A 17,874-nucleotide genomic window follows, 5' to 3' on the forward strand; every position below is an offset into this window, starting at 1 on the left:
TTCCGTCCCTTTCCCGCCCCGTCCTCAGACGTCGAGGGTCACCCGGCAGGTCCAGCCGCCGGGGCCGCCGCGCAGCTGCAGGTCGTGCAGCGAAACGGCCTTGGGTACCGCACCGACCGGTACGGCGGTGCCGACGTCTGCCATCCGGAAGCGGACCGACAGCTCCCGGCTGCCCCCCGCCGACCGGATCGGCCCCACCTCCACATCGAGCGGGATCTCACCGTCGGTATCCATCCGGTAGACGACCTCCTCCAGGACGGACACCAGCAGATCCTCGTCGGACTCCGCCGTGACCACGCATTCGCGTTCCCCGGCGACTGCGGCCCCCGACGTGTCGGCGAAGCCCTCCACCACCGCGCGCACCGCCTCGCCGATGCAGTCCTCGGCCGTCGGCGACCACGCCTCCACCCGCATGTCCGCGGTGTGTGGCACAGCCCGGTGGCCACGCGCGCCGGGCTGCTTTCCCACAGGTTCCCGACCGTCCACGGCCGGCACCTCTCCGTCGTCTCCGGATGCACAGCCTGATGCCGAGTTCTCCGAGCCGCAGGCGATGCCTCCTCCAGAGTCGTCCCGTACACCGCGTCGGGGCAACCTGCACGAGGCGACGCACGCGGTCACCGGCCACGGGGCAGCCGGCAAGGGTGTCCCGGGTCTCGGCCATCACGCCCTGGAAGCCACCCGTCGACCACCCGTCGGCGCGCACATTCACCCGCCCTTACCCACCTCGTTGACCGCAGGCAATCGACAGATGACATACGGTAGTTGTCTCGCCGTCCTCGTGAAGGAGTGCACGCATGCCGGTCTCGCTCGGTCTCGGTCTTCCGCAGATGAAGCAGTACGACATCGGTCGCGACGTGGCCACGGTGGCACGCGCGGCGGAGGACGCCGGGTACGAGAGCCTGTGGGTCTTCGAGCGCGTGCTCTTTCCGGAGCCGGCCACCCAGGGGCTGTACGGCGTACCGGGGCTGCCGTGGCCCGACCAGTACCGCAGCGTCGCCGACCCGCTGGTCACCCTCACACTTGCCGCCGCGGCCACCGACCGGGCCCGGCTCGGCACCAGCATCCTGGTCGCCCCGCTCCACGTACCGTTCCAGCTGGCCCGATCGCTCGCCTCGCTCGACGTCGCGAGCGGCGGCCGGGTGATCGCGGGCCTCGGAACCGGCTGGTCACTCGACGAGTACGCGGCCGCCTCGGTCGCCCCCTTCGAGAAGCGCGGCGCGGTCCTGGACGAACTGCTGGACGTCTGCGCGGCCGTCTGGGGCCCGGACCCGGTCTCGTACCGGGGCGAGCTGACCACCATCGCACCGGCCGAGGTCGGCCCCAAGCCCGTTCGCCCCATCCCGGTCTATCTGCCGGCCAACAGCCCACGCGCCACCCGCCGGCTGGTGGACCGGGCGGACGGCTGGATGCCTGTGGCCATGGGTGCCACGGAACTGGCCGAACAGTGGCGGCGGGTACAGGACCTGGCGGCCGAGCGTGGCAGGCAGAGGCCGATCGAGGTGTGTGCCCGTGCCAATGCGAAATACAGCGCCAAGCCGTTCGAGGGCGCGGACCGGCAGCCCTTCCACGGCAGCGTGGCCCAGATCGTGGAGGACCTGGTGGCCCATGCGGCAGTGGGCGTGACGGAGATCCTGCTGGACCTCCAGGGAACGACGCGAGACGCCGCCGAACTGGCCGACGTGGCAGCCGAGGTGTATCGGGCGGCCCGAGCGGCGGGCGTCTGACGGTCGCACCGAGGAGCACCGGTCCGCCGTCCGGCGGGACGGATCGCGGCGGCCGACAGCACACCACCGCATCCGCCCCTCGGATTGCGACGGTGCCTGACCGAACCATGAGCCGGTGTTCACGATCGGGTGCTGGTCACCTACGCCCTGTCGGCCGCGGACCATGGGGGCACTGGCGGACCGATGATCCCGATGTTGTCGCTGCCGCGGACTGCTCCATCGGCTCACTCATGCACACTGGTGAGGAACGGTCTCGGCCTGGCTCGACAAGCCGAGTTCAGGCGGACTCCTCGATCAGAGGTCACCCGACAGGATCTGAGCCGCTCGCTGGCGTGGCTGCCCTGACGGACCGGCCGGTGCCGACCTCGGCTCGGCCGCCGGCGGGTGCAGCGGCAGCGCCATCCGGAGCAACGAGCCGCTCGGCGGCTCGGACACCACAGTGAGGCCACCGCCATGGCCCTCGACGATGGCGCGCGCGATCGCCAGGCCGAGCCCGGTGCCGGGGCGACCCGACGACCGAGATTGGCCGCTCCCGTCGTCGGCTTGCGACCGGGCGAAGCCGATGCCCGTGTCCTCCACGTCGACCACGGCACCGTTGCGGGTCGCGCGACAGCGCAGCGCGATGGTGTCCCCGTCCACGGTGAACTTCACGGCGTTCTCCACCAGGGCGTCGAGGGCAGCCTCGAGCCGGGACTCGTCACCCTCGACCAGGACGGAGGGCGCGTCCAGGAGCCAGTCACGGTCCGAGGCCGGCCGCCACCGCTGGACCGTCCGCTGCAGGAGAGAGCCGAGGTCGACGGGGCCCCACTCGAACGTGGTGGACTCGTAGGCGTCGGCCAGGACGAGGAGACGCCCGGCGAGGCCGCCGAGCTTGTCCAGCTCGTCCACCACGACGTCGAGGTCGTCCTTGCTCTCCGGGGTCGGCAGCTCGTTCCGGACCATCTCCGCGTAGCAGCGGGCCACCGTGATCGGCGTACGCATCTCGTGCGAGCAGTTGCGGACGAACAACTCCTTGACCTCCTGCGCGCGACGCTCGCGCTCGACAAGGCTCTGAGTCTCCGCGAGGGCAGCGGCCCGCCGGTGTACGTGCCAGACCATGGCGAGGAACACCAGCGCCATCAGCGGGACCTCGGCGAGTTCGTCCCACTCGGCGTAGCCCTTCGCTATGAACCGGCTCAGCGCCGTCCCCGTGACCAGGGTGACCACGGTCAGCACGACGAACGTGCGACGGGCAGACCAGCTCTGGAAGCCGTAGACGATGGACATGCTGATCCACACCAGGTGGAACACCACGGTCTCGAGGGCGGGTGCGATGAGCAGCAGCAGCTGGCTGCACGCGGCGAACAGCACCCAGCCGACGAAGACGAGACGTCGGCGCTCAGCCGGCACTGAACGCGTACCCGACATTGCGCACCGTCTCGATGACCGGCCGGGGCACCTTGCTTCGGATCCGGCGGACCGTCGCGTCGACCACGTTGCTCCCAAGGTCGTCGGCGTAGCCCCAGACGCTCGCGAGGAGCTCACGCCGGCTGCACACCTCCCCCGCTCGCCGCATGAGGTGGCCGAGCAGCATGAACTCACGGTGCGACAGGGGCACCTCTCTCCCGTCGAGGCTGAGCGCCTGCCGCTCGAGATCGAGGGTGACCTCCCCGACGTGAAGCCACCGCTGGGAAACGCTGGTGGAGGACGCACGGAGCCTGGTGCGGATACGCTCCACGAGCTCCGCGGTCGCGAAGGGCTTGCCGAGGAAGTCGACGGCCCCGATCTGCAGGCAACGGACCCGGGTGGCGATGTCCATCACGGCGGACAGGACGAGAACCCGCTGGTCGGGTCGTCGTTCGAAGGCGCGCTGCATCACCTCGAAACCGTCGAACCCCGGCAGCATGAGATCGAGCACGACCAGGTCGAACTCGCCCTCTCGCAGGCGGCGTACGGCGTCCGGACCGGACCCCGCGCTGTCGACGACGTGACCCTCCGCTTCCAGCGTGCGCTTGAGGTAGGCACGTAGCCGCGCCTCGTCCTCGACGACCAACAGCCGAGCCATGGTGGCTACCGCCTCCTCCCCCGCCGCGCAATCGACAGCGCCCCCTGGGCTGTCATCTGCGGCTGTCCTCGGATCTTATAAGGGCCGCACCCGGCGTTCCACAGGCGTTCTTGGAAAGATGTCGGGATCACCCCGGTTCGGCGCCCGCTGAAGGCGACCACGATGACGTTGCACGAGTGGTCCTGTACGCCGGGCAACGACGCGTCCGGCGCGCCGGCGTCCCGCGCGGTCCGGCCTCGCGACGCCCCGTCATGACATCTGGATGAGAGGCGCGTCATCTTTGGCCCTTCGCTCGGCGGTCGGCCGCAGACTTGCGGCGCGCGCCACCGGCTGGTGGCAAGGGCTCGTGCCCTCGTTCTCGCCGCCTCCCGGGGGCCAGGGGGCCGGACCCGAGCGCTCAAGTGGCGGCGGGTCGCCAAGTGGCGGCGGGTCGCCAAGGGGAGAGGGAAGGCGTGTTCAGCAAACAGGCAACGAGACCGCTGGGGAAGCGGAGACGACGCACCGTCGCGCTGATCGGCGCCGGGGCGATGGTGACGATCTTGATGGGTCTGCCGCCGTCGCCGGTCGAGCAGGCGCAGGCGGCTGCCACCAGCGGGCCGAGCAGCCCGACGGACGAGACGAAGGTCCCGCACTACTTCGGCCCGTGGGCGAACTGGGCCAACAGTCCGCTGACCCTGTCGAAGGCCAGGGTGACCATAAAGTCCACCGCGATGTCGGTGGGAAACCCGTTGGTCGAGAGGGCATACGCGACCGACTACGCGACACCGCAAGGCAAGCTCGGGCCGGTGCTCGTCGTCCTGGGCGGCGCTCCACTGCCCGACGGCACCCTCAAGAGCTTCCAGACCTGGAACCAGGTCAAGCCAGGGGGGAGCCCCTCGGCATCCGAGGGTGGCCTCTTCCACGCCTACGTCCTGCGGCCGACGGACGCACCGGACAAGTACACCGTCGTGGCCGACAGCGGGCTGAAGACGGTGCCCAAGCCGACCGCGGCAGCCGGAGAGGTCACGACGTACGACGTCCCCGACGTCGTCGTGCAGGCCGGCGACGTCATCGGTTTCTACGGTGAGGGCATCCCGGTCGACACCGGTCTCGGCTCCCACACCGACACCTTCATGTACCCGGCCGGCGTCGACAGCACCACATCTCCGCCGACCAACGTGCCTCCGACCGAGGGTGGCACGGTGACGGTGGGTTCGGCCGACTACCCGCTCCACCCGACCCAGGACCGGCAGTACTCCTTCGGGGCGCAGGTGGCCCCGGCGAGCACCGGGACCGGCGCCAAGGCAACGGCCACGGTGGACCCGCAGACCGGCGGCATCGCCGGCATCGACGTGACCGCCCCAGGGCACGACTACGTCGCCGGCGCGACGTCGGTCACCATCGACGGTGGCACCACGGCAGCGACCGCGAAGGCCACCGTCAAGTCGACCGGTGCCGTGGTCGGCCTCACGGTCGGCGCGGGCGGCGGCGGCTACGGCGGCTTCACGGTCGGCATCACCGGCGGCGGCGGCAGCGGTGCTGCCGCAACGGCCTTCGGCGGGGTGGACGCCGTGGCGATCACAGACGGCGGGTCGGGCTACACCATGCCGACGGTGGACTTCGACCTTCCCGACGACCCGAACGGCACAGCGGCCAAGGGGCACGTCGACCCGGGCGATCTCGCTGCCGACGGCAGCGTCACGAAGGTGACCGTCGACGACCCCGGCAGCGGCTACAGCAGCGCACCCGGCGTCGTGATCCGCAACGGGACGTTGGCCGACCCGATCGGCGGCGCGACGCCGGCGAAGGTTTCCAGCAGCCTGAAACTGGTGGCGCTCACGGTGGACGTGATCGGCTCCGGCTACACCGGAACGCCCGATGTCACCATCACCGACCCGACGGGCAAGGGAGGCACCGGGGCAGCGGCAAAGGCCGTAACGGACACCGGCGCGATCAGTGGAATCAAGGTCACCGACCCGGGGGCCGGCTACCTCTCGCTCGGGATGAAGAAGTTCCAGGACAAGCTGCCGATCACCTGCGACCCCGGGGCGGACGGCACGGGTTGTCCTGACGTCGCACAGTTGCATGAACCGTCGACGAAGCCGTCGGAGAAGTTCATCCCCGTGGGTGTGCCGGAGCCTGTCACCACCAACGGCAAGCCGGCCGACGAGTACGTCATCGGTCTTGTGCAGTACCTCACCCGGTTCTCCTCGGACCTGCCGCCGACCCTGGTGCGGGGCTACGTCCAGCTGTCGACGGACGCGGTGCCCGGGCGGAAGGTCCCGCTCTACAACGAACTGATGGACGGCACCAGGCAACCGCTGCCGTACACGGGTGTGACGTCACCGCAGTGGATGGGCCCCCTCATCGCCGCGACCAAGGACCGGCCGGTGCGGATCGTGTTCCGGAACCTGCTCCCGAAGGGCGCCGACGGTGACCTGTTCCTGCCGGTCGACAGCACCGGCATGGGCGCCGGCATGGGCCCGATGGCGATGCCCGCACCGAAGAACGACGGCACCGTCACGGACGAGGTGCGCAATCCCATGTGCACGAACGACAAGGCCGACTGCTTCACGGACAACCGGGCCACGTTGCACCTGCACGGCGGCATCACGCCGTGGATCAGCGACGGCACCCCGCACCAGTGGATCACCCCGGCCGGCGAGACCACGGACTGGCCGCAGGGTGTCAGCGTGCAGAACGTGCCGGACATGGTGGATGACACCGGGGCAACGCTCTGTGCCGCGAAGGACGACGGCTGCTCGACGTTCTACTACACCAACCAGCAGAGCGCCCGGCTGATGTTCTACCACGACCATTCCTACGGCATCACCCGGCTGAACGTGTACGCCGGCGAGGCTGCGGGCTACACCATCACCGACGACACGGAGAAGGCGCTGGTCAACAGCGGCACGATCCCCGACGCGGGTGACACCATCCCGCTGCTCGTCCAGGACCGCACGTTCGTGCCGGACGACTCGCAGCTCAAGGACCAGAAGGACGCCAACGGCAAAATCGTCTCCTACGGTCAGGACCCCACCTGGAACACGAAGCGCTGGGGCACCAAGGGCAGCTTCTGGTACCACCACGTCTACATGCCTGCGCAGAACCCGGGCGACCCGTCGGGCATGAGCGCGTACGGGCGCTGGATGTACGGGCCGTGGTTCTGGCCGCCGGCCCACGACACCAAGTACGGGCCGATCGCCAACCCGTACTACGACCCGAAGTGCAAGCTGGACGACGAGTCGACCTGGCAGTACCAGACCGCCCCGTTCTGCGAGCCGGAGCAGATCCCCGGCACGCCGAACATCTCGATGGGCATGGAACAGTTCAACGACACACCCATCGTCAACGGGGTCGCCTACCCGAAGGTGACGCTTCAGCCGAAGACCTACCGCATGCGGCTGGTCAACGCCGCGAACGACCGGTTCTTCAATTTCCAGTGGTACAAGGCCGACCCGACGCAGGGCGACGGCACGACCGAGGTGGCGCTGAACCAGAACGAGCTGGCGGCCGCGCAGACCGACCCGAACGTGTCGCCCACCCCGGCGGACGCGAACAACGACGCCGCCGGGCCGGACTGGATCCAGATCGCCAACGAGGGTGGTTTCCTGCCGACGCCGGCTGTCATCGACGGTCAGCAGCCGACGACCTGGATCACCGACCCGACGCGCTTCGACGTCGGCAACGTGGACAAGCACTCGTTGACCGTCGCGCCGGCCGAGCGGGCCGACGTGCTGGTGGACTTCTCGAAGTTCGCCGGCAAGACGCTCATCCTGTACAACGACGCACCCGCGGCCTACCCGGCACGTGTCTCGTCGTACGACTACTACACGGATGCACCCGACCTCAGCTCGGCCGGCGGCGCACCGAAGATCCTGCCGGGGTACGGGCCCAACACCCGCACCGTGATGCAGGTGACCATCGCGGACACGACGCCGGCTCCGGCGTTCAACCTGGCAAAGCTGCAGGCCGCCTTCAAGCACCATGCAGACGGCTCGGGCGTCTTCGAGTCCGGGCAGAACCCGGTGATCGTCGGGCAGGCGGCCTACAACTCGGCGTACGGCACGAGCTTTGCCGCCAGCAGCAACTGCAACGTCAAGAACACGTCCGTCAAGACCTGTGACGGCTTGGTCCGCGTGAACGACACGTCGGCGTTCGGCTTCAACACGCTCAAGGCACCGAACACCAAGATGACGATGCCGCTGCAGCCGAAGGCCATCCACGACGAGATGAACGCGACGACGTTCGACGACTTCGGTCGGATGCAAACCAACCTCGGCGTCGAGGCGCAGCCACCGACGCCGGGGGCGCAGAACGTGACTTTGTACCCGTACATCAACCCGCAGACCGAGCTGATCGACGGCACCGACCTGCCCAGGGCAGACATGAAGATGACGCCTATCAGTACCAACAAGGACGGGACGCAGATCTGGCGGTTCACCCACAACGGGGTGGACACGCACCCGATGCACTTCCACCTGTACGACGTCCAGGTCCTCAACCGGGTGACCTGGGACAACATCATCATCCGGCCGGACGCCAACGAGCTGGGGTGGAAGGACACGGTGCGGATGAGCCCGCTGGAGGACACGATCGTCGCGCTGCGGCCGGTCGTGCCGACGGTGCCGTTCGAGGTGCCGAACTCCGTCCGGCTGCTGGACCCGACGATGCCACTCGGTGACACGTCGATGTTCAACAACATCGATCCGCAGGGCAATCCGACGGCAGCCATCACCAACAAGCTGGTGAACTTCGGCTGGGAGTACGTCATCCACTGTCACATCCTCAGCCACGAGGAGATGGACATGATGCGTCCCGAGTCGCTGGCGCTGCCGCCGTTGAAGGCGAGCGGGCTCTCGTCAACCGTCGTGGGCACGGGCGAGAGCGCCCGGATCCGGCTGGAGTGGCAGGACAACGCGATCAACGAGACCTCCTTCGTCGTCCAGCGGACGAGTGACGGCGGCACCACGTGGGTCGACGTCGGCACAGTCGACTCGCCGCTGGACCAGCCGAACACCCACGGGACCCGCGCCTTCGTCGACCCGACGGCATCGGTGACCACGCCGTACCTCTACCGGGTCGTCGCACTCAACACGGTCGGATACGGCGGCGAGTTCCCGAGCATGACGGTGAAGTCGGTGTCGGACCCGCTCCAGGTGACCCCAGCACCGTGATGTCGGGAAGGCGGGGCCCCGATCGCGGCTGAGTGACCACGTACGGCAGGAGGGCGGGCCCCGGCCCACCCTCCTGTCTCTCCGCGGGGACCGGAGCCGGGCCGCTCCGTCCGGCCCCCCGAGCCACACCACCGGCGCCACCCACCCCCCATCCGGCGCCGGTGGTGTGCTCCCCTCCGGACTGGGCTCCACCCTCGCCTGGGGCACCGCTCCCTGACCTGTCCGTCATCCTTACCCACCGATTCCACCGCTCCCGTTGCCGACCCTGTGCCGCGGCGACGGGAGCGGCTGCGCAATGCGCGCCGGACAGCCTTCAGTTCGTATGCGGGCGACCGTCGGCGACGTCATGGGTCTGCTTCAGGGCCATGGGGTAGGCCGATGGACCGGCAGGGCTGCACAGCGTGTCGGGGGCGCGGTGGGGGCGGAGGTCTCTGAGGACCGACTCGACTTCACAGAGGAAGGATTGATAGGAGGTCAGGCGCTGCCATTCGGAGTCGGGGATGCCGGGTACCGTGGCGGCGCATGCTGACCAACTTGCCACCAGTTCGGCGTACAGCGGTGTGTCACTTGCCGTGTCTGCATAAGACTGGCCCGGCATGAACGCGCCGGAAAGCTGCTCGCGCGATGCGCGCGCTCCGTGAGCCACATCCAGCTGGGGCCTCGGACGCGGCCGGGCATGAGAGGGGCGTGGGGCCTGCGAGGGGTACGGAATGGCTGCCGCCGAGCCTCTGCCGATGGCGGTAGCGGATGTGGGTGCGTTCATGACGGTGGTAACGATCAGCCGCCATTTGGGTAACTACCGTCCGACACGGCAAGATTAGATGGAGTTTCACCTTTCTTGGTGCCTTTCGGTCGAAAATCGCTTCAAATCCTGTGGCGGGACGTTGGTCCCGACATGGAACCGAGGGAGCTGTGGGAGCGTCATGCCGTACTGGCGCGTGCGTATTTCAGGAATGACGAGGACGTGCGCGATGCGCAGAGCACCCTCGACGAGCAACAGGCGAACCGAATGCGGACGCTGGCTGCGTTCGCGGTGACGCTGGGGAGCGACGGGTCCGTCGCGGATCTCCTTGGGCTCCATGAACGCGAAGTGCGCATGGCTCGCCGCACCGTGGGAAAGGACGATGCCCGGGCCATCGCCAAGGCGCTCCTGGACCACCACGCCGCCGATGCGCACGAGCTGCCTCCCGAGGACGCGGACAGGTGCCCGCCGTACCCGGAATCGGAGGAAAGGCCGGTGTCCCATGAGGCTCCGGCCCCACCTCCATGCCCCCCTCAGGCCGCGGGCACCCCGGACGCTGCCGACGAGGCGGTTCAGGGAACGGTGTCGTCGTCGGCCGTGGACGCGGTTCTGGTCGGTGCGTGGAGCACCGGGGCCGACCTCTCCGTACTGGCAGGCGAGCTCGGTCTCGATCTCCCCCGCCTCGTCGCCCGCACCCGGTACCTGGAGGCGCAGGGCCGCCTCACCCATGCCCCGCAGACTCTGGACCGTTCCGGCCGTCACCGCCGCGTCGACGGCGCCGAGGCACCCATCGTGACCCAGCCCCGGCAGTGGTACTACCCCACCCAGCATCGCCCGTCGCACCAGGAGGCGACGTGGGACCAGCAGGCGACGTGGAGCCAGCAGGCTTCTCACACCACCATGAACTCCGCACCGATGCATGACTGGGACGGCATCCTCGATCAATGGCAGGTCACCACCAGCCCCACGCCCTCCTGGTAGGGAACCGCAACAGAGCTCCCGGCGGTCGCGAGTCCGATACCGGCGTGGCGGGCGCCGAGGACGGGGCGCCCGCCGGTACATCCAGGTCAGATGACCGGTGGCCGCCCCAGCATCGTCATCCGCCACACCGTGCGCCACCGCATCGGCTGCCGATGCCCGCACGGGGTGCGGACCCCCTCGGCGAAGCCACCGGCCCAGGCGCGCAGTCCCGTGGCCGAGCGGGTGCGGGCCACGGTGAGGAGGGTCCAGGTGCCCAGATAGGCGGGGACCAGAGGGAGCGGAAGATTGCGGCGGGCCAGCCAGACGCGGTTGCGGGCGGTCATCCGGTAGTAGACCGAGTGCCGGGCCGGGGACGTCTTGGGGTGCTGGAGCAGCAGATCGGGCTCGTACAGGATCTTCCAGCCTGCGTCGAGCGCCCGCCAGGAGAGGTCCGTCTCCTCGTGCGTGAAGAAGAACTCCGCCGGCCAGGGGCCCGTTTCCGCGAGCATCTTCATGGAGAGGGCGTGGCCACCGCCGAGGAACGCCGTGACGGGGCCGCGCCGCATCGGGTCGGTGGCGCGCAGGCGGGGGACGTGGCGGCGCTGCGTATCGCCGAGTTCGTCGGCGATACGGAACCCGACGATGCCGAGCTGCGGGTCGGCGGCGTACAGCTCCTGGACCTTGCGCAGCACACCGGTGTCGACGAGCAGACCGTCGTCGTCCAGCTCGACGACGACATCCACGTCCCCGAGTTCCGCCAGTGCCGCGATGGCGACGTTACGGCCGCCGGGGCAGCCGAGGTTCTCGTCCAGCTCGATCGTGGTCACGCCGCCGGCGAGGCCCGACAGACCGGGGAAGCCGGTGAAGTCCGGGAGCGGCGAGCCGTTGCCCACGACGACGAGACGGGCCGGCAGCACGTCCTGCATGGCCACCGAGGCCAACAGCGCCTCGACCTGCTGCGGGCGGTCGCCCATGGTCACGATGGATACGCCGATGCGCGGTTCGGACAAGGTCAGCACTCCTGAGCTCGCTGCGGTGCCCGCGATCGTAGTCGCTCGATGTTCAGCTGTCGGTCACTGCCCCGCCACGGGGCGGATGCTGCCGCCCGGTAGGGGAGCGGCCGTCAGGAACCCGGGGCGCCGTCCGCCTCACCGGTCCCCTCCGGCGAGGGCACCCGTGCCGCGATCCGGCGCAGATGCCCCGCGAAGACCTGGGGCGCCTCGGGGGTGAGGGTGCGGAGGGCGACCATCGCCGTCACGATGACGTCGCAGAGTTCCGCCTCCACGTCCTGCCAGGAATGGGAGACGCCCTTGCGCGGGTTGTGACCGATGGTCCCGATGACGGCCTGGGCGACCTCGCCGACCTCCTCCGAGAGTTTCAGCATCCGCAGCAGGAGATCCTGCTCGGGGCTGATGCCGGTTTGCGCGTCGAGCCAGCTGCGGAGGTGGTCGATGGTGTCCCAGGGGGACCGGTCCGTATCGTCGGTGTCCGTACCGTCCGGGCGGCCGGTCGTGTCGGCGTTCAAGCGCCGGCCTGGCTCGGCACGGATTCCAGCCGCGAGAGCAGCCGCCCGCCGCGATCCTCGGACATGTCGAGCGTGGCCAGCACGGCGGGCGTCGAGATACTCGGCAGGACGTAATGCAGCAGTACGGAGATCCTGCGCCCCAAGTCCTCACGCCGGCACAGGACCTGGGACATCACCTGGATTCCGGAGAAGGCGCCCGCCAGCAGCTCGGCGGTCTCACGCGGATGCACGTGCGGCAGCAGCTCGCCCTGGCTCCTGGCAGCGCTCAACAGATGTTCGAGCCGGTCGATCCAGGCCCGGAACGGTGTGCCCCGGTCGAGACCCTCGACCGCCTGGTCCATCGCCAGCCCGACACTTGCCCTCACCAGGGGTTCGTGGCGGAGCCGGTGGGCGAGAATCATCCCCTGGTCCACCAGCTCCTGAAGCTTCGTCGGCTGCGGCGGCAGCGGGAAAATGTCCAGCTGGACGTCCATCACGCCGAGCGCCAGCTCTTCCTTCGAGTTGAAGTGGAAGTACAGCGCGCCCTTGGTCACCCCCGCCCGGGCGAGGATCTCGCTGATGGTGGCGCTGCTGTAGCCACGCTCGTCGAACACGGCGGCGGCCGCCACCAGGATCGACCGTCGAGTCTGGATCGCGCGCGCCTGCTGGGCCATCAGCTACGAGTCTCTCTAGTCATGGCGTGGTCGGCGCCACAGGGGTCTGACTGAAAGGGGAAACCGGACTGCCAGTATCTTACGGCCTGACCCGCGACAGGGAGTGGGCTCCCGGTGTCCTGAGGGCTGTCCCGTAATTTCTGACGGGCGCACGACGACAGCTACGGCACCTCGCCGCGTTGTCGAGACGTCGACCGCGAGCCGGGCACGGGCTTCGGCGCCGCCCACGCCCGGCAGACCCCTCGGTGACGTCAGCAGTCCGGCCTCGGCCGGCTGCTCACTCCGCCGCGGGGATACGCGTTCCCGTGCCGCTCACCCGCACCCGCGCGTCGCCCGCGCGCAGTTCGACCGCGAGCGTGCCGGGGCGGCCCATGTCCTGGCCCTGGTGAAGGGTGAGGACCGCGGCGTCCGGAACGAGCGCCAGCTCGCGCAGGTACGCGCCGAAGGCGGCCGCCGCCGCACCCGTCGCCGGGTCCTCGACCACGCCGCCGACCGGGAACGGGTCGCGGACGTGGAAGACGGTCGCCGACTCGCGCCACACCAGCTGGACCGTGGTCAGGTCGAGCCGGTGCATCAGCGCTTCGAGGCGGGCGAAGTCGTAGTCGAGGTCGGCGAGGCGCTCCCGGCTTCCGGCGGCCAGCACCAGATGACGGGCGCCCGCATAGGCGATCCGTGGTGGCAGAGCCGGGTCCAGGTCGCCGGCCGGCCAGTCCAGGGCGGCCAGCGCCTCGGCCAGGTCCTCCAGGGCGACATCAGTGACGTGCGGTTCGACGCTCGTGAGGGTGGCGCGGAGTTCGGTGCCGTCCTGGGCGACGGTGACCGGGACCGTACCCACCTGAGTGGTGAACACCAGGTCGCCGGGGCCGTTGCGTTCGGCGAGGGCGATGGCTGTCGCGACGGTGGCATGGCCGCAGAACGGGACTTCGGCCTTCGGGCTGAAGTAGCGGATCGTGTAGCCGCGACCGCCCGATTCACCCGAAGTGCCCGGTCCGGTCAGGAAGGCCGACTCGCTGTAGCCGAGTTCCGCCGCGATCGCGAGCATCGCCGCGTCGTCGAGACCGGACGCGTCGAGGACGACCCCCGCCGGATTGCCGCCCTGCGGGTCGGCGGAGAAGGCGGTGTAGCGCAGGACCTCGGTTGCTGAAATCTCACTCATGACGCTGCTCAACCCTGCCGCGGTCCAGGGCATTCCCGCCCGGGGCGGGCCGGCGCCCCGGACCCCGGCCCACGGGCTCAGTGACAGTTCTTGAAACCGGTACCCCTTTTTGTCCGGGAGCAGGAGTCCAGGAGCGTGCCGCTCGGCTCGATCGGCGGCGCGCGCAAGGAATCGTCAGCCCCGGCCCACGTACGGCATCGTCGTCGCCAGGACCGTCGCGAACTGCACGTTCGCTTCCAGCGGCAGCTCCGCCATGTGCACCACCGTCCGGGCCACGTCCGCCGCTGCCATCACCGGCTCCACCGCCAGTTCGCCGTTGGCCTGGAGGATGCCGGTCCGCATCCGCTCCGTCATCTCCGTGGCTGCGTTCCCGATGTCGATCTGGCCGCAGGCGATCCGGTACGGACGGCCGTCCAGCGACAGCGACTTCGTCAGCCCGGTCATCGCGTGCTTGGTCGCCGTGTACGCCACCGAGTGGGGGCGCGGCGCATGTGCGGAGATCGAGCCGTTGTTGATGATCCGGCCGCCCTGCGGGTCCTGCTCCTTCATCTGCCGGTACGCCGCCTGCGCGCACAGGAAGGCCCCTGTCAGGTTCACATCGACGACCGTGCGCCAGTCCTCGTAGGAGAGCTCCTCGACCGGGACGGAGCGCGGGCCGAACGTGCCCGCGTTGTTGAACAGCAGGTCGACGCGGCCGGTCCACTCCCGTACGGAGGAGAAGAGCGCGTCCACGTCCTCGGGGCGGGAGACGTCGGCGGGGACGGTGATCGCCCGGGCATCCGGCCCGGCCAGTTCCACGGTCTCGGCGAGGGGTTCGGGGCGGCGGCCGGCGAGCGCCACCGACCAGCCGGCGCCCGTCAGGGCGAGAGCCACCGCGCGGCCGATCCCGGAGCCCGCGCCCGTGACGACGGCCGTCCTCGCATCAGGGTTCAACAGTTTGTGGCTCATGACGCCGCAGCGTACGCCTTTCGCCTCAAGAGTCGCCGCAGGGCGGCCGGTTCGGGTTCCCAGGGGTGATTCCCCGATCGTTCCTCGGCGATTCCAGCGCCGCCGGCAGATGCACGTGGTCTGCGCGTCGCACATGCCGCGCACCTCTCCGCCGTCACCTGGGACGACCGCGAGACCGAGAACAACTACGCCGGTGACATCCACGAGAGCGACGTCCCGCCGGAGGAGTTCCTGCTGCGCCGCGCCGCCGCGTACCGCGCGTACATCACGCCGGGCCAGGAGCAGGCGCGCGCCGACCACCGCACGGTGTCGGCCGTCATCACGCCCGGTGCGCCCGTCACGACTGCCGGATTGTTCGTCACGACTGACGGATCGTTCGTCACGGAGGTGGGGAACCAGGGCCTCACGCCTGCGTGAAGCCCTGCCTCCGTCCCGGTCAGCCGATGTCGTCCGCCGGGTAGCGGACGCCGATGCGGTCACGTACCGCATCGAGCGTCCGCATCACCGCCAGCGATCCGTCCAGCGGCACCAGCGGCGACTCCGTCTCACCGGCCCGCAGTGCGCGCAGGACCTCCGCCTGCTCGAACTGCATCCCGCGGAGCCCGTCGCCCGCGGTCCCCGCGGTGAACTCCTCCGGGTCGTGACCCTCCCGGTGCAGCACGAACCGCTCCGGGTAGAAGAAACCGCGCGGGAAGTCGATCCGCCCCCGGGCGCCCGTGACCGACGCGGTCTGCGGGGTGTCGGCGGTGACCGAACAGCTCAGCAGCGCCGTGGCCCCCGACTCCCAGCCCAGCAGCATGCCGGTGTTCAGATCGACGCCCTCGGGGGAGAGCAGCGCATCGGCCTGGACACGGTCCGGCTCACCCAGCAGCAGATGCGCGAACGACACCGGGTACACCCCGAGGTCCAGCAGCGCGCCGCCGCCCAGCGCCCGGTCCCGCAGCCGGTGGTCCGGGCCGAACGGACCCGCGAGCCCGAAGTCGGCCTGCACGGTACGGATGTCGCCGATGGCGCCGTCGGCGATCAGTGCGGTCAGCCGCCGGACGACCGGGTTGCAGTACGTCCACATCGCCTCCATGAGGAAGAGGTCGCGGTCCCGGGCGAGCGCCACGAGCTCCTCCGCCTCCCGGGAATTGAGGGTGAACGCCTTCTCGCACAGCACGTGCTTTCCGGCCTCCAGACAGAGCGCGGTGGCCTCCCGGTGCGCGGAGTGCGGCGTGGCCACGTACACCACGTCGACCTCGTCGTCGGCGGCGAGCTCGGCCCAGCTGCCGTACGCCTTCGGTATGCCGAACCGTTCGGCGAAGGACTTCGCCGACGTGTCCGTACGGGACGCCACGGCGACCACTTCCGTGTCGGGCATCGCCTGCAGGTCGGCGGTGAAGGTCGCGGCGATGCCACCCGTAGCCAGCACGCCCCAACGCACGGTCCTGCTCATGCCTGCCCTCCAAGGAAAAGGTCTCGACCACTCCGGCTGAGCTGAGAGCATAGAGGCGGATTCAACTATTTGGAGATGAGAATGCCGGAGACCGGCGTGAGCCGAGCCCAGCACGCAGACATATCGAATGCCACAGCCGGGACCGGGACCGGCTGGGGCACCGGTGACGGTCCCGCCGCCATCGCCGCGGCCCGCCGCACCGCACTCCTCGTCACCCTCGTCCTCGGCGGTCTCACCGCACTCCCGCCGCTCTCCATGGACATGTACCTGCCGGCGCTGCCGGCGGTCACCGACGCCTTGCACGCCCCCGCGGCCACCGTCCAGCTCACCCTCACCGCCTGCCTCGCCGGAATGGCGCTCGGCCAGGTCGTCGTCGGACCGATGAGCGACCGCTGGGGAAGGCGCCGGCCGCTGCTCCTCGGCATGGCGGTCTACGTACTCGCCACCGCGATCTGCGTCTTCGCGCCCACCGCGGAACTCCTCATCGGCTTCCGCCTCCTGCAGGGCCTGTCCGGCGCGGCCGGCATCGTCATCGCCCGGGCCGTCGTCCGTGACATGTACGACGGCGTGGAGATGGCCAGGTTCTTCTCCACCCTGATGCTGATCTCCGGCGTCGCACCGATCGTCGCGCCGCTGATCGGCGGACAGGTGCTGCGGTTCACCGACTGGCGGGGCATCTTCGCCGTCCTCACCGTCGTCGGCGTCCTGCTCACCCTTGTCGTCTGGAAGTGGCTGCACGAGACGCTGCCGCCGGAGGAACGGCACACCGGCGGGATCGGCGACGCGCTGCGCACCATGCGCGGACTTCTCGGTGACCGGGTCTTCACCGGTTACATGATCGCGGGCAGCCTCGCCTTCGCCGCGCTCTTCGCCTATGTCAGCGCCTCGCCGTTCGTGGTCCAGGAGATCTACGGTGCCTCGCCGCAGACCTTCAGCCTGCTCTTCGGCATCAACTCGATCGGCCTGATCACCGTCGGCCAGATCAACGGCAAGCTGCTGGTGGGCCGGATCAGCCTGGACAAGGCGCTCGGCTTCGGGCTCGGCGTCATCGTCCTCGCCGCGGTCGCGCTGCTGCTGATGACGTCCGGGGTCTTCGGCGAGGTCGGTCTGATACCGGTCGCCGCCGGGCTCTTCGTCCTGATGTCGGCGATGGGGCTCGCGATACCGAACACCAATGCCCAGGCGCTCATGCGTACCAAGCACGCAGCGGGTTCCGCCTCGGCGCTGGTCGGTACGTCGTCGTTCCTGATCGGGGCCGCCGCCTCACCGCTCGTCGGGATCGCGGGGGAGGAGACGGCTGTCCCGATGGCGGTCGTCCAGGTGGTGTGCGCGGTCGGCGCGATGGCCTGCTTCCTGGTCCTGTGCCGACCCTGGCAACGGCAGTCGTAGAAGCTCGGGAACGACCCGGGAGTGTCCGCGGATCACGGCCGGGGCCGCGAGCCCGGCCGTGATCCGAACGAGAGGCCCTAGCGCCCCTCCCGGCAGGCTTTGCCCCGTCGCGCTGTCCAGCACGCCCGCTCGCCGCGCT

At 69.7% G+C, this 17,874-nt stretch carries 14 protein-coding genes and 1 pseudogene; 5 read left to right on the forward strand and 10 right to left on the reverse strand.

Annotated features, from left to right (window positions below; all coding sequences use genetic code 11):
* Positions 1-24 precede the first annotated feature (24 nt).
* Complete coding sequence (locus ACWD6R_RS06480) at positions 25-495, reverse strand: archease (protein WP_451817685.1); 471 nt, start codon at positions 493-495, stop codon at positions 25-27.
* 299 nt (positions 496-794) lie between these two features.
* Here ACWD6R_RS06480 and ACWD6R_RS06485 point away from each other — a divergent pair, with 299 nt between their 5' ends.
* Positions 795-1,724 (forward strand): LLM class F420-dependent oxidoreductase, encoded by a 930-nt coding sequence (locus ACWD6R_RS06485; protein ID WP_451817686.1) that lies wholly within the window; start codon positions 795-797, stop codon positions 1,722-1,724.
* Positions 1,725-2,018: 294 nt separating this feature from the next.
* Here the strand turns inward: ACWD6R_RS06485 and ACWD6R_RS06490 are convergent, their stop codons facing one another.
* Positions 2,019-3,113 carry a sensor histidine kinase gene (locus ACWD6R_RS06490; RefSeq protein WP_451817687.1) on the reverse strand — a complete coding sequence of 365 codons (1,095 nt, stop codon included), beginning with the start codon at positions 3,111-3,113 and terminating at the stop codon, positions 2,019-2,021.
* A complete protein-coding gene (locus ACWD6R_RS06495) occupies positions 3,103-3,768 on the reverse strand; it encodes a response regulator transcription factor (RefSeq protein WP_451817688.1) in 666 nt (221 codons plus the stop codon). The genes ACWD6R_RS06490 and ACWD6R_RS06495 overlap by 11 nt, the downstream gene beginning before the upstream one ends.
* Before the next feature lie 452 nt (positions 3,769-4,220).
* On the opposite strand from ACWD6R_RS06495, the gene ACWD6R_RS06500 reads away from it, so the two are divergent.
* A complete protein-coding gene (locus ACWD6R_RS06500) occupies positions 4,221-8,924 on the forward strand; it encodes a multicopper oxidase domain-containing protein (protein WP_451817689.1) in 4,704 nt (1,567 codons plus the stop codon).
* 829 nt (positions 8,925-9,753) lie between these two features.
* On the opposite strand, the gene ACWD6R_RS06505 is transcribed toward ACWD6R_RS06500, so the two are convergent.
* Positions 9,754-10,101 (reverse strand): hypothetical protein, encoded by a 348-nt coding sequence (locus ACWD6R_RS06505; RefSeq protein ID WP_451817690.1) that lies wholly within the window; start codon positions 10,099-10,101, stop codon positions 9,754-9,756.
* A 147-nt stretch (positions 10,102-10,248) separates the two neighbouring features.
* Between ACWD6R_RS06505 and ACWD6R_RS06510 the strand changes: the two genes are divergently transcribed.
* Positions 10,249-10,647 carry a hypothetical protein gene (locus tag ACWD6R_RS06510; RefSeq protein WP_451817691.1) on the forward strand — a complete coding sequence of 133 codons (399 nt, stop codon included), beginning with the start codon at positions 10,249-10,251 and terminating at the stop codon, positions 10,645-10,647.
* Positions 10,648-10,733: 86 nt separating this feature from the next.
* Here the strand turns inward: ACWD6R_RS06510 and ACWD6R_RS06515 are convergent, their stop codons facing one another.
* The 5 genes from ACWD6R_RS06515 to ACWD6R_RS06535 all read right to left on the reverse strand — a co-directional run bounded on the left by ACWD6R_RS06515 (position 10,734) and on the right by ACWD6R_RS06535 (position 14,908).
* A complete protein-coding gene (locus ACWD6R_RS06515; RefSeq protein WP_451817692.1) occupies positions 10,734-11,636 on the reverse strand; it encodes a glycosyltransferase family 2 protein in 903 nt (300 codons plus the stop codon).
* Positions 11,637-11,749: 113 nt separating this feature from the next.
* Positions 11,750-12,151, reverse strand: a complete 402-nt coding sequence (locus tag ACWD6R_RS06520; RefSeq protein ID WP_451817693.1) for a MazG-like family protein — start codon at positions 12,149-12,151, stop codon at positions 11,750-11,752.
* On the reverse strand, positions 12,148-12,804 hold the full coding sequence (locus ACWD6R_RS06525; RefSeq protein ID WP_451817694.1) for a ScbR family autoregulator-binding transcription factor: 657 nt from the start codon (positions 12,802-12,804) through the stop codon (positions 12,148-12,150). Before ACWD6R_RS06525 ends, ACWD6R_RS06520 begins: the two co-directional genes overlap by 4 nt.
* A 277-nt stretch (positions 12,805-13,081) precedes the next feature.
* A complete protein-coding gene (locus ACWD6R_RS06530) occupies positions 13,082-13,960 on the reverse strand; it encodes a PhzF family phenazine biosynthesis protein (RefSeq protein WP_451817695.1) in 879 nt (292 codons plus the stop codon).
* A 174-nt stretch (positions 13,961-14,134) separates the two neighbouring features.
* The gene (locus tag ACWD6R_RS06535) at positions 14,135-14,908 is read right to left on the reverse strand and encodes an SDR family oxidoreductase (protein ID WP_451817696.1); all 774 of its coding nucleotides are present in this window, start codon (positions 14,906-14,908) and stop codon (positions 14,135-14,137) included.
* A 120-nt stretch (positions 14,909-15,028) separates the two neighbouring features.
* Here ACWD6R_RS06535 and ACWD6R_RS06540 point away from each other — a divergent pair.
* Positions 15,029-15,172, forward strand: a pseudogene (locus tag ACWD6R_RS06540) (alkaline phosphatase D family protein); the annotation flags it as partial.
* A gap of 172 nt (positions 15,173-15,344) precedes the next feature.
* Here the strand turns inward: ACWD6R_RS06540 and ACWD6R_RS06545 are convergent.
* Entirely contained in the window at positions 15,345-16,346 is a 1,002-nt protein-coding gene (locus tag ACWD6R_RS06545) for a Gfo/Idh/MocA family protein (RefSeq protein WP_451817697.1), read from the reverse strand.
* A gap of 81 nt (positions 16,347-16,427) precedes the next feature.
* On the opposite strand from ACWD6R_RS06545, the gene ACWD6R_RS06550 reads away from it, so the two are divergent.
* On the forward strand, positions 16,428-17,735 hold the full coding sequence (locus tag ACWD6R_RS06550; RefSeq protein ID WP_451817698.1) for a multidrug effflux MFS transporter: 1,308 nt from the start codon (positions 16,428-16,430) through the stop codon (positions 17,733-17,735).
* Positions 17,736-17,874 lie beyond the last annotated feature (139 nt).

It is taken from the genome of Streptomyces sp. NPDC005151 (assembly GCF_053599875.1).